Source organism: Clostridium hydrogenum (assembly GCF_021432385.1).
GTDB classification, from domain to species: Bacteria; Bacillota; Clostridia; order Clostridiales; family Clostridiaceae; genus Clostridium_S; species Clostridium_S hydrogenum.
This window is the reverse complement of sequence record NZ_JAEACT010000002.1, coordinates 2,072,829-2,085,260: the sequence shown is the minus strand read 5'-3', so window position 1 is coordinate 2,085,260 and position 12,432 is coordinate 2,072,829. Positions and strand designations below refer to the sequence as shown.

Genomic DNA, 12,432 nt, shown 5'->3' with positions numbered 1-12,432 from the left:
TATTTTGAAAGGTTGTGTAGGAATGGTAACATATAAAGATAGTGGAGTTAATATTGAAGAAGGTTATAAATCCGTTAAATTAATGAAAGAATATGCGGCAAAAACTTTTATACCAGGAGTTATAAACAATCTAGGAAGCTTTGCAGGTATGTTTGAAATAGGAAAAGGCTATGAAAACCCGGTTTTAGTATCTGGAACTGATGGTGTAGGAACAAAACTTGCTGTTGCCTTTAAAACTAAGAAATATGATACTGTAGGAATAGATTGTACAGCTATGTGTGTAAATGACATATTATGCCATGGCGCAAAACCAATATTTTTTCTTGATTACATTGCTTGTGGAAAACTTGAAGCTGATGTAGCGGCAGATCTTGTTAAAGGTGTTTCAGCAGGCTGCGAGGATGCTGGATGTGCGCTAATTGGAGGAGAAACAGCAGAAATGCCAGGCTTCTACGATGAGGGAGAATATGATTTAGCTGGTTTTGCTGTAGGAATAGTTGATAAAGCTAAAATAATAGATGGAAGTAAAATTCAAGATGGCGATGTGCTTATAGGAATTGCTTCATCTGGAATCCACAGTAATGGTTATTCTTTAGTTAGAAAACTTATAACAGATTTAGATCAAGATTTTAACGGAAAGAAAATGGGCGAAGTTCTTTTAACTCCTACTAGAATATATGTTAAGCCAGTTCTTAAACTTTTAGAAAAATTTGAAATCAGAGGAATGGCTCATATAACTGGCGGCGGTTTTTATGAAAACATACCAAGAATGTTTAAGGGTGATTTTACAGCTGAAATTGATAAAAATAGTTTTGAAGTTCCAGAAATATTTAAGCATTTAATGTCACTTGGTGTAGATGAAGATCACATGTTTAATACATACAACATGGGAATTGGTTTTGTTTTATGTGTAGCAAAAGAAGAAGCTGACAAGGTACTTTCTGAACTTAAGAATATGGATGAAAAGGCTTATAAAATGGGAACTGTGAAAGCTGGAGGTAATGGTGTATGTTTAAAATAGCTGTTCTAATTTCCGGCGGTGGAACAGATCTTCAGTCAATTATCGATGCGGTTGAAAATAAAGAAATAACGAATACGGAAATTGTGGCTGTCATAAGCGATAAAAAAGGGGCTTACGGAATAGAAAGAGCAGAAAAACATGGAATAAAAACTTATGTTTTTGATAGAAAAGAATATAAGGGAACAGTTTCAGATGAAGTATTAAATTTACTTAGGGGTAAAGTAGATTTAATAGTTCTTGCAGGTTTTTTATCAATATTAAAGGGAGATTTAATTCACGAATTTAATGGCAAAATAATAAATATACATCCTTCACTTATTCCTTCTTTTTGCGGAAATGGAATGTATGGTTTGAAAGTTCATGAAAAAGCTTTGGAATATGGAGTTAAAATTTCAGGCTGCACAGTTCATTTTGTTGATGAAGGTACAGATACTGGAGCTATAATACTTCAAAAAGCAGTAGAAGTTTTAGATGATGATACTGCTGAAGCTCTTCAAAAAAGAATATTAGTTGAAGAGCACAAGCTTCTTCCTATGGCAGTAAAGCTTTTGTCAGAGGGAAAAGTTATGAAAGAAGGCAGACACGTAAAAATCACTAAATAAAGATATACCACTTGAAACAGTAAAATTAATTTGCATCAAAATGCCGTCTTCTAGGCATTATGATGCAAATTAATTTTGGTAGTTGAAATGGTTTATCTATAATGAAAGGAAGTAGAATATGTTAAAGAGAGCATTAATAAGTGTTTTTAATAAAAATGGAGTTTTAGAACTTGCACAATTTTTAAATAAAAAAGGTGTTGAAATAATATCTACAGGAGGAACTTTCAAGTATCTAAAAGAAAATGGAATTCCTGTTGTTGAAGTATCAGATGTAACAGGCTTTGATGAAATGCTTGATGGAAGAGTAAAAACACTTCACCCATTTATACACGGTGGAATTTTAGCTATAAGAGAAAATGAAGAACACATGAAGGCTATCGAAGCAAAAGGAATAAAACCAATAGATATGGTGGTTGTTAATTTATATCCTTTCTTTGATAAAGTGGATGCGGATATTACTTTTGAAGAAAAAGTTGAATTTATAGATATAGGCGGTCCTACAATGATAAGGGCAGCTGCAAAAAACTTTCAAGATGTAGTTGTTTTAACTGATGTTAATGATTATAAAGACGTAATGGATCAAATTGAAACTAATGGAGAAGTTGATTATAAATCAAAGAGAAAATTTGCAGGAAAGGTATTTAACTTAATGTCAGCTTATGATGGTGCAATAAGCAGATTCCTTCTTGAAGATGAATATCCAGAATACTTAACTCTTCCATACAAAAAGAGAATGGATTTAAGATACGGAGAAAATCCTCACCAAACAGCAGCTGTTTATGAAGCAGCAACTGGAAGTGGAGCAATGAAGGATTTTGAGCAACTTAATGGTAAAGAACTTTCTTACAATAACATAAAAGATATGGATATAGCTTGGAAGGTAGTAAATGAATTTGAAGAATTAGTATGCTGTGCATTAAAACATAATACTCCATGCGGTGTTGCTATGGGAGAAACTCCATTTGAAGCATACAAAAAGGCTTTTGATTGTGATTCAACTTCAATATTTGGAGGAATAGTTGCATTAAATAAAACTGTTGATAAGGAAGCTGCTACAGAAATGGCAAAAATCTTCCTTGAAATAGTTATAGCACCAGATTTTACAGAAGATGCTCTTGAAGTTTTTAAAGCTAAAAAGAATTTAAGAGTTATAAAAGCCTTAAAGAAACCTTCAGATAAATTTGAACTTGCAAAGGTTGATGGTGCAATTTTAGTTCAAAGTGCTGATGAAAAGTTAATAGATGAAATGAAAGTTGTTACTGAAAAAGCTCCAACAGATCAGGAAATGAAAGAAATGATTTTCGGAATGAAAGTTGTAAAATACGTAAAATCAAATGCAATTGTCGTTGTAAAAAATGGAGCAGCAGTAGGAATTGGCGGCGGTCAGGTTAACAGAATATGGCCTGCAAAGGATGCTATGGAAAGAGGAGAAGGGGCAACAGTGCTTGCTTCAGATGCTTTCTTTCCATTTGGCGATATAGTAGAAGAAGCTGCAAAACACGGAATAAAAGCAATAGTTCAACCAGGTGGTTCTTTAAGAGATCAAGAATCAATAGATGGCTGCAATAAGCATGGAATTTCAATGGTTATGACTGGAGTAAGACACTTTAAACACTAGGAATTGGAGGTTTATTATGAATATATTACTAATAGGCTCAGGTGGTAGAGAGCATGCACTTGCATGGAAAATGGCACAGAATTCAAAAGTTGAAAAGATATACTGCGCACCAGGAAATGGCGGAACAGCTAAAGAAGATAAATGTGAAAATGTAAACTTAAACAAAATAGATGAACTTTTAAAATTTGCTAAAGAAAATAAAATAGAGCTTACAGTAGTAGGCCCAGAAGTACCACTAGTAGACGGAATAGTAGATGAATTTAAAAAAGAAGGACTTAAAATATTTGGACCAAGTAAATATGCAGCTGGGCTTGAAGGCAGCAAGTCTTTTTCAAAGGATTTCATGAAAAAGTATAATGTAAAAACAGCAGAATATGCAGTTTTTGAAAATGCTGAAGCTTCTATAGATTATTTGAAAACTTGTTCATATCCCATAGTAATAAAAGCAGATGGTTTGGCAGCTGGAAAAGGTGTTGTAATTTGTGAAAAATATGAGGAAGCAGAAGAAACAATTAAATCCTTCATGGTTGATGATGTATTTAAAGGTTCAGGCAAAAAAGTTGTCATTGAAGAATTCTTAAGAGGTGTTGAAGCTTCAATACTTTCAATAACAGATGGTACAACTATACTTCCATTTGTATCTTCTAAAGATCACAAACAAATTTTTGACGACAATAAGGGACCTAATACAGGTGGTATGGGAGCAATAGCACCAAATCCATATTGCACAAAAGAAGTTCTAGAGAGCTTTAATGAAGAAATTTTAAAGGCTACACTTCATGGTATACAAGAAGAAAAAATGGATTTCACAGGTATAATTTTCTTTGGAATAATGATAACAGAAAAGGGAGTATATCTTCTTGAATACAATGTTAGAATGGGAGATCCAGAAACTCAAGCAGTGCTTTGCTTAATGGAGAGTGATTTAGTAGATTTAATAGAAGCAGCACTTTCAAAGAAGCTTACAGAATTTGATTTGAAATGGCACGATGGAAATGCTTGCTGTGTTGTTGCAGCTTCTAAAGGATATCCAGGTAAATATCCTACTGGATTTGAAATCACAGGAATTGAAGATGTAGATAATAAAGTATTCTGTGCAGGAGTATCACTTGAAAATGGAGTTTATAAGACTAACGGTGGTAGAGTGCTTTGTGCTTCAGCAAGAGGAAATTCTCTAGAGGAAGCAATTGAAAAAGCGTATGCAGATATAAATAAAGTTAAATTTGATGGCATTTACTATAGAAAAGATATAGGAAAAGCACGTTAGAAATCAAAAAAAGCTGTAGGGTTGAACCTACGGCTTTTTTAACTTAAATTGATTTTAATATTTCCCTTGGCTTTTTTTCCATCAATTTCAATTTTTATATTCTTACTATCATTCTTGTTTATTGTTATAGTTTTACTTACCGAACCACTTCGTTTGAATAAAACCTTATTGTCATTATAAATTTTTAAATTAAAATCTCCACTTGTAATGTTAGAATCAATTTTCATATTATAAGCATCTTTTTTTGAAATAACTTCTTTAATGTCATCTCCATTAAGGGAGTCGAATTTAATATCATATCTATTATGCTCAGAGTTATCAGTCCAAAAAAATCGTTCACCATCCGCAGCTAATTGTTTTAAATCGAAGCTGTTTCTTGTCTCAATATTCTTATATGCATCAAATCCCATAATACAAACTACTACAATTAAAATTCCAATTAGAGCTTTTTTCATTTTAGCCTTCCTCCATATTTTACTGAATTTGAGTTTTAAATTAACTGTTTTGTAATTTTATACCTTAATTGTACTGCCAAGGTTCATGTAAGTCAATAAATATCCTTTATGCATTGACAGAACTTTTCCTCCTAATTGTTACTATTACATTTATTGCATTAGGATTCATGAATCAATAATAGATATGGAAAGCTAGAATTTTGAGGTAAGTACAGCGGAAATTATAGAAGTGTGGCAATAGCAGCTACTTAGTTTAATGAAGTAGATTTTGTATATAAATTCAGTTAAAAAATAAGTTCAGTATAGAATAAGAATAGCAAATTTGGTAGAATATTATTAACGGAGGAGGATTACAATGAATAATAATTATGATGATAAAATAATTCTTGACCCGAAGAATGACATAGTATTTCAAAAAATATTTGGAAGTCCTGAAAATGAGGATATATTAATAAGTTTTTTAAATGCTATTTTAGAAGAAACTGAAAAAGAAAAGATAAAGCATATAGAATATGTGGATACAAAACTATCAGATATAGAAGCTGTAGATGATAAAATTGGAATATTAGATGTAAGAGTTATAACAGAAAAAGAAATTCACATAAACGTCGAAATACAACTTATAAATAGATATAATATGTTGAAAAGAACTTTGTTTTATTGGTCTAGGTTGTACTCAAACCAAATAAAAAAAGGTGAGGACTATAAGAGGCTTAATAAAACTATAACCATAAATATATTAAATTTTAATTATATTGAGAGCAAGAAGTATCATACAGCATATCACTTATACGAAGATGATGAAAGGACGATGTTAACAGATATATTAGAAATACATTTTGTTGAATTGCCAAAGTTTTTAGATGAAAATCTAGAGATGAATAACAGTCTGGATAAGTGGCTTACATTTTTAACAAAACCAGAAAAAGAAGTGATGGAGGTGGTAGAAATGAGTGAACCAGCAATAAGAAAAGCTATAACAGTTTTAGATATGTTAAGTAGAGACCCGGAAACTGTGAGACTCGCAGAACTTCGAATGAAAAAAATATTAGATGAGAAGAGTATGCTTGAAGGTGCAAAAGAGGAAGGCAAGATTGAAGGTTTAGAAGAAGGAAGAGCAGTAGGTAAAACTGAAGCAAAAGAAGAAACAGCAATAAGCTTCTTAAAACTAGGAATGAGTGAAGTTATAGTAGCGCAAGGAACTGGATTAAGTATTGATAGAATAAATGAACTTAAAGCAAAACTAGAAAATGATTAATTAATGTATGTATGGCAGCAATTGTAATGATTGCTGCCACTAAAATTTTAAGCTTAAATTTAGAATCGATATTTATTTGATACTATTCATAATAAATTATATAATTAATTTAAAGTAATTTTTGCAGAAGGGAGAATATTATGGAACTTACTAAGATTAAGGGTAGTACATATTATATAGATGCACCAACAAATATAGGAGTTTATGTTTTTAAAAATAAAAATTGTCTTTTAATAGACAGTGGAAAAGATACTGGAGCAGCACGTAAAATAGATGAGGTTTTAAAACAAAATGGACTTCATCCAAAGTATATAATAAACACTCATCACCACATGGACCACTGTGGGGGTAATGTATATTTTAAAGAAGAATATCCAGGCTGTTTAGTTTATACCTCAGAGAAAGAAAAACTTCCTATGGAAAACCCTCATTTATATCCATTTTCACTTTTTGGTGCAAGTCCAATTAAAGAACTTCACAAAAGTAACAAGGAATTTTTAGTGGATTTTGTAACTGTAGAAGGTGAAAATAAAATAAATGATGAGAAATTTGAAATTATAAGTTTAGGTGGACACACAGTAGATCTTATTGGAATAATTACACACGAAAAGGTATGTTTTGTTGGGGATAGTGTATTTAGTACAGAAATACTTGAAAAATATTCACTGCCATATCTTTATGATGTAAAACTTGAAAAAGATACTTTAAATAAGTTAAAAACTGCTGATGCAGATTATTTTGTAATAAGTCACAGCAACAGTGTGTTAACAAAAGAAGAGTTTATGTTAGTTATAGATAAGAATTTAGCTAATATAGAAAACTATGAGAATCAAATTTTAGATTTACTTGATCAGCCATTAACTAGAGAAGATATTTTAGAAAATTTATCGGTATTAAATGAGCTTGCAATGGATTTTAATCAATACCACATAAATTTTTCCGCAGTTTCAGCCTTTGTTGCTTATCTTTACAACAAAAATTTGCTTCAATATTCAATAGATGATGGAAAACTATATTATTTTAAAAAACCACAGTAGTGTTAAAGATAGCATAATGCAGGTAAATCCACCTTTATAAGAATTTTGATAAAGTACGTGAAGATTTGGGGGCATTACTATGATAGAAACAGATATTGTAAATACAACAGGCGGTAAGGTTCAGGGCTTTGTTTCAGATGTATATGAAATTTTTCTTGGAGTTCCATTTGCAAAGGCAAAAAGATTTTGTCCACCTGAGGAAATAAATTGGGAAGGGACCTTTAGAGCAGTTCATTATGGTCCAAGATGCTGGCAAGCGCCTAGGAAAATGCAGAGTATTTCTAAAGAGAAATTTAATATGTCAGATGATTGCTTAAATATGAATATATTCACACCAAGTATTAAAGGAAAACTTCCCATTGTAGTAGATATATATGGTGGAGCATTTCAAAATGGTGGAGCAGATAAGAAAATAAAAACAGGAGTTGGACTACTTAAAGGAGAACAATTTGTTTATGTAGGGTTCAATTATCGTGTAGGGGTATGGGGATATCTTTATTTAGGAAAAAAGCTTGGAGATAAATATAAAACTTCAGGTAATAATGGGACATTGGATCAAATAGCAGCATTAAAATGGATTTATAATAATGCAGCTGCTTTTGGTGGTGACAGGGATAGAATTACGGTGATTGGTGAATCTGCAGGGGCTAAGTCCATTGGTGCACTTATGGTAGCTAAGGAATCTAAAAATTTGTTTCACAGTGCAGTGTTATCAAGTGGTGGAATTCAAAGTATAAGGGATACAAATACTGCGCATGAGATAACAAAGCGTTTTCTTAAAATTTTAAAGCTTAATAATATTGAAGACATACTTACTGTAGATAATGACATTTTAACGAAAGCAAATGAAGAGTTTTGCAGCAGCGGTGTATCGACTTGTTATTTTGGACCTGTAGCTGATGATATTGTAATTCCAACTGATTGGCATGAGGACATTAAAAGTGAAAATGGTTGGAAAGGCAAAGCAGTTATTGGCTGCAATAAAAATGAATGTGGATGGTATAGCTACTTTGCTCAGGATGAAGAATTTAATACAATAGCGAAACAGCTTTTTGGCGATAATGCAGTATATGCGGAAAATGAATTCAGTAAAATTGCGAGTGACATTGATGAAAAAGAAAGAATTCAGAAGAAATGTGATATCCTTTCTGATTATATGTATAGAACTCATACTTATAAATTAGCTGATACTCTAATAGAACGTGGATTAACAGTATGGCAGTATAGCTATGAATTGCCACCTGCACTTCATGCACTTGATATGATGGCGCTTTGGGAAGAGGAAGTGCCAGAAATGCTAATTAAAATACTATCACAAGAGCAACTAAAAAAATCTGGAGATATTTTACGCGATATGTATGTAGGTTTTGCTATAAATGGTGAACCTAAATTTACTTCAAAATGGCTGCCATCTACTAAAGAGCAAAAATATGTTTTCAGAATTAATGAGGCTGCCAAGGTAGAAAAATTAAATGGATCGGATGCATTAATGGACTTCCCGGAAGAGGCAATATTATTAAAGTAAATTATAATTAATAAAAACAAGAAAGAAGTATGTTATTATGAAAGTTAAGTTGACGATACTAGAAAGTAAATGTCGTGGAGGATATCATAAAGCGGGGGATACATATATTGTAGAAGACCTTTGTCCTCCTATATGCCATGAATTGTGGCAGTGTATATATCCCAATGTTTATACGCTTTTAAACAATGGAGATTTAGATTATGGCAGCACTAGAGAAAAGAAATTTCAATTTAGATGTCCAGATGAAGGAAGAGTCTTAATTGAAGGAAAAGTTATTGAATAAAGATAAACTACTTGAAACTTCAAAATTAATTTGTATCAAAATGCCATCTTCTAGGCATTTTGATGCAAATTGATTTTGGTAGTTGAAATGGTTTATCTATAGAATGTAGGTGAAGATATGAAAATTTTGTATGGTACAACAAATCCATCAAAGATTAAATGGATGAAAAAAATGCTTGAAGGATTAGATATAGAATTATTGACTTTAAATGATGTAAAACTGCAATTAGGAACTATAGATGAAAGTGGAAATAAGCCTTTGGAGAATGCGAGAATTAAGGCGCTTGCATATTATAAAGCAGCTAAAATTCCTGTGTTTTCTTGTGATTCGGGTTTATATATTGAAGGCTTAAACGAAGAAGAACAGCCAGGTGTGCATGTTAGAAGAATTCATGGAAAAACATTAAATGATGAAGAGATGATAGAATACTATTCTGGAATTTCAAGAAGCTTAGGTGGAAAAGCTATAGCAAGATATAGGAATGCAATATGTCTTGTAATTGATGAAAAGCAAATTTTCGAATATGATGGTGAGAAGATAGCATCTGAGAAATATATAATAGCAGCAAAACCACATAAAAATAGAGATGAAGGATTTCCATTAAATTCTCTTTCGGTGCATATTGAATCGGGCAAATATTATATGGATATAAAAACACCTATTAAGGAAGATGAAAATGAAGCAAATGCTTATAAAGAATTTTTTATGAAAGCCCTAAAAAGGCAGACAGAGTACAAAGTACAGTGAAGGATGATTTTCTTCCGCCACTGTACTCTTATCTATAAATTCTGGTTTAACAGGATACACTCGGTATGTGTAATTTCATTGTTTCAGGTTGCTTGTATCTATTGCATTGCATTAATTTTAACATCAAAATTTCTTTCGCCGCTAGAAGTCATAGCTTTTATCCTTACAGTATTTCCTACTCCTAAATTATAAATGACCTCTCTTAAATCATTTACAGTATTAACTATATTTCCGTTCATAGCTAAAATGATGTCACCTTTTCTAAGACCAGCAGCATATGCACCACTGCCTGAATTAACATTGTAAATATAAATACCATTTTGAAAATTTATATTTAAATACCCCGACATTGATTTATCGAAAGCAATAACTCCGAGGACAGGAGTTGTAAATTTGCCAGTTGCCTTTACACTTTTTAATACAGGTTTAATTATATTTATTGGTATTGAAAAGCCTATTCCTTCTGCACTCGTAATTTTCGCTGAATTTACACCAATAACCTCTCCATTTATATTTATAAGAGGACCTCCACTGTTACCGGGATTTATTGAAGCATCGGTTTGAAATAAATCTTCCATAAAACTACCTTCGCTAACTTCAAGAGTTCTGTTAACTGCACTTATAATTCCAGAAGTAACGGTCCTTTGAAAGTTTAATCCCAATGGGTTACCAATAGCTATGGCAGTTTCACCTATTTTTACCTTTGAAGAATCTCCTAATTTTACAGAAGAAAAATTTTTACCTGCTATTTTAATTATAGAAAGATCTAATGCTTCATTTGACCAAACAGGAGTACCAGAAAGGTTTCTACCGTCGTATAGAGATACAGTTATATCCCTACTGTTAGCATTAGCTACATGGTTATTTGTAAGTATATATCCAGCATTGTCAATTATCATACCGGAGCCAACACCCTGAACTGTTTGGTTGTTTTCATTTATGCTTGTTGTTGTAATTCCAACCACAGAGGGGATTACTTTTTCCGAAGCAGTAGTTATAGAAGAACCATTAGATGCGGCTTCTGCATTTGCAGTATTTTGATTTGTATTAGATTTAGTCATTGGAATATTTTTGCAACCAGTAAGTCCAGAAATAAGAAATGTATTTATCAATATACTACTTATTAATTTAGAATTTTTCATAATGTCACCTCCAATGTTTTTATTATTTTTTCACAAGGGACAAATTAATATTCATTACCATATATTTACAATTAACGTGGCTTAGTATAAAATATTTATAATGGCAAAAGTATAAATTGTAAATAGAGGTGAAACATGAACAAAAAATTTATTTTAATAATAGTTGTATTCTTTATTATACAAATATCGGTAACTGGATGTGGTTATAGAAAATCATCAAATAATAATGATTCAGTAGCTATAATAATTAATAAGGGCAAATACTATAATGTTACACTTGATTTTACAAAAGCTAAATCGCATAAACAAGTAGGTGAGGAGTATGGGGAAGAAATTTTAAAAGTTGTACCTAATTATGAAACAATGGTTGATTCATATATTAAATATTTGGTTACAGTAGATAATGATTATAAAACTATAATAAAAAGGGCTAAAGGTATTGAAGCCCAATTAGATAAAGCTTATAAAGATGAAATAGAGGGAATGGCATCTAAACTATCAAACTCTAAAAAAGACATACCCGGTGATGGTAAGTTATCTAAGGATGAAATATATTTAATGAGTTTATTACCTGATGTGTTAAGTGCGACTAAAGGCTCAGCTCTTGCGGTATATGGGGAACGTTCTAAAAGTGGACATACATTAGTTGCTACGAGTTTAGAATTTCCTTCAGATTTGAAAAATGATTTGGCTAAAATACAGGCTGTAACTACCTTTAATAATAATGGCAAATCCATTTGTACTGTAGGATATTTGGGGTATTTAGGGGTTATATCCGGTTTTAACTGTAATAAAGTTTTTGCCTCAATTTTAGCTTCAAAGACAAATGAGATTTATTCATCAAACTTGAAACGTTCATATCCATTTGATTTAAGATATGCTTTAGAAAATTGCTACACTTTGGATGATGTTGGAAGTTATCTAAAAGAAAAAGAAAGAAATTATGCATTTAGCAATTTAATTTTTTTAGCTGATTCAAAAACAAGTAAAGTTTTAGAAAACAATCAAGCACTTGATTCAAATGCGGTCAGAGATTTTAGAACAGAAAAATCTATACTCAATCCAGGAATAAACTGGGATGTGAAGAACTCCATCGCCTGTGTTAATTCGTTTTTATTAAAGGGAAATTATGATAATCACTCTTATGATGCGTCCAATGTTAAAAGATGGGACAGCATGAAGAAGGAACTTTTGTCAAAAGGAAATTCTATTGGAATAAAAGAAATTAAAGAAATAACAGATTTTTATAGTGGAAGCAAGCCTGGAGATGCTGTTGATGGAGATTTATATGATAAAAATTTTCAACAAAAAATAATATTTGAGCCTAATAATTATAATTTACAGGTGTCTTTTAGAACTACAGATAATAAGTTACCTAAGAATCCAGTTTACTTAAGAATTAATTTAAAAGATAATGACAATAAATTTTGGAAAATTAATTAAAACAAACAAATCAGAGTACAGAGTACAGATGACA

Annotated in this window: 12 protein-coding genes; 10 read left to right on the top strand and 2 right to left on the bottom strand. The window is 31.5% G+C overall.

Going from position 1 to position 12,432, the window contains the following annotated elements; translation table 11 throughout:
* Positions 1–22: 22 nt before the first annotated feature.
* The 4 genes from purM to purD all read left to right on the top strand — a co-directional run bounded on the left by purM (position 23) and on the right by purD (position 4,508).
* Positions 23–1,021 (top strand): phosphoribosylformylglycinamidine cyclo-ligase, encoded by a 999-nt coding sequence (purM, locus tag CUEA01_RS09440; RefSeq protein WP_234122160.1) that lies wholly within the window; start codon positions 23–25, stop codon positions 1,019–1,021.
* Positions 1,009–1,623, top strand: coding sequence for a phosphoribosylglycinamide formyltransferase (purN, locus tag CUEA01_RS09435; protein WP_234121388.1), 615 nt, complete (start codon positions 1,009–1,011; stop codon positions 1,621–1,623). Before purM ends, purN begins: the two co-directional genes overlap by 13 nt.
* A gap of 118 nt (positions 1,624–1,741) precedes the next feature.
* A complete protein-coding gene (gene purH, locus CUEA01_RS09430; RefSeq protein WP_234121387.1) occupies positions 1,742–3,241 on the top strand; it encodes a bifunctional phosphoribosylaminoimidazolecarboxamide formyltransferase/IMP cyclohydrolase in 1,500 nt (499 codons plus the stop codon).
* Positions 3,242–3,257: 16 nt separating this feature from the next.
* Entirely contained in the window at positions 3,258–4,508 is a 1,251-nt protein-coding gene (purD, locus tag CUEA01_RS09425; protein WP_234121386.1) for a phosphoribosylamine--glycine ligase, read from the top strand.
* A gap of 38 nt (positions 4,509–4,546) precedes the next feature.
* Here the strand turns inward: purD and CUEA01_RS09420 are convergent, their stop codons facing one another.
* Positions 4,547–4,963, bottom strand: coding sequence for a hypothetical protein (locus tag CUEA01_RS09420; protein WP_234121385.1), 417 nt, complete (start codon positions 4,961–4,963; stop codon positions 4,547–4,549).
* A gap of 355 nt (positions 4,964–5,318) precedes the next feature.
* Here CUEA01_RS09420 and CUEA01_RS09415 point away from each other — a divergent pair, with 355 nt between their 5' ends.
* From CUEA01_RS09415 to CUEA01_RS09395, 5 genes are all read left to right on the top strand, one after another.
* The gene (locus tag CUEA01_RS09415) at positions 5,319–6,221 is read left to right on the top strand and encodes an Rpn family recombination-promoting nuclease/putative transposase (protein WP_234121384.1); all 903 of its coding nucleotides are present in this window, start codon (positions 5,319–5,321) and stop codon (positions 6,219–6,221) included.
* A gap of 140 nt (positions 6,222–6,361) precedes the next feature.
* A complete protein-coding gene (locus tag CUEA01_RS09410) occupies positions 6,362–7,258 on the top strand; it encodes an MBL fold metallo-hydrolase (protein ID WP_234121383.1) in 897 nt (298 codons plus the stop codon).
* Between the two features lie 79 nt (positions 7,259–7,337).
* Entirely contained in the window at positions 7,338–8,783 is a 1,446-nt protein-coding gene (locus CUEA01_RS09405; protein WP_234121382.1) for a carboxylesterase family protein, read from the top strand.
* Positions 8,784–8,820: 37 nt separating this feature from the next.
* Positions 8,821–9,066 (top strand): TIGR04076 family protein, encoded by a 246-nt coding sequence (locus tag CUEA01_RS09400; protein WP_234121381.1) that lies wholly within the window; start codon positions 8,821–8,823, stop codon positions 9,064–9,066.
* 117 nt (positions 9,067–9,183) lie between these two features.
* Positions 9,184–9,813, top strand: a complete 630-nt coding sequence (locus CUEA01_RS09395; RefSeq protein WP_234121380.1) for a non-canonical purine NTP pyrophosphatase — start codon at positions 9,184–9,186, stop codon at positions 9,811–9,813.
* A 98-nt stretch (positions 9,814–9,911) separates the two neighbouring features.
* Here CUEA01_RS09395 and CUEA01_RS09390 read toward each other — a convergent pair whose 3' ends face one another.
* On the bottom strand, positions 9,912–10,955 hold the full coding sequence (locus CUEA01_RS09390) for a S1C family serine protease (RefSeq protein ID WP_234121379.1): 1,044 nt from the start codon (positions 10,953–10,955) through the stop codon (positions 9,912–9,914).
* 135 nt (positions 10,956–11,090) lie between these two features.
* On the opposite strand from CUEA01_RS09390, the gene CUEA01_RS09385 reads away from it, so the two are divergent.
* Entirely contained in the window at positions 11,091–12,398 is a 1,308-nt protein-coding gene (locus CUEA01_RS09385; protein WP_234121378.1) for a C45 family autoproteolytic acyltransferase/hydolase, read from the top strand.
* Positions 12,399–12,432: the final 34 nt, after the last annotated feature.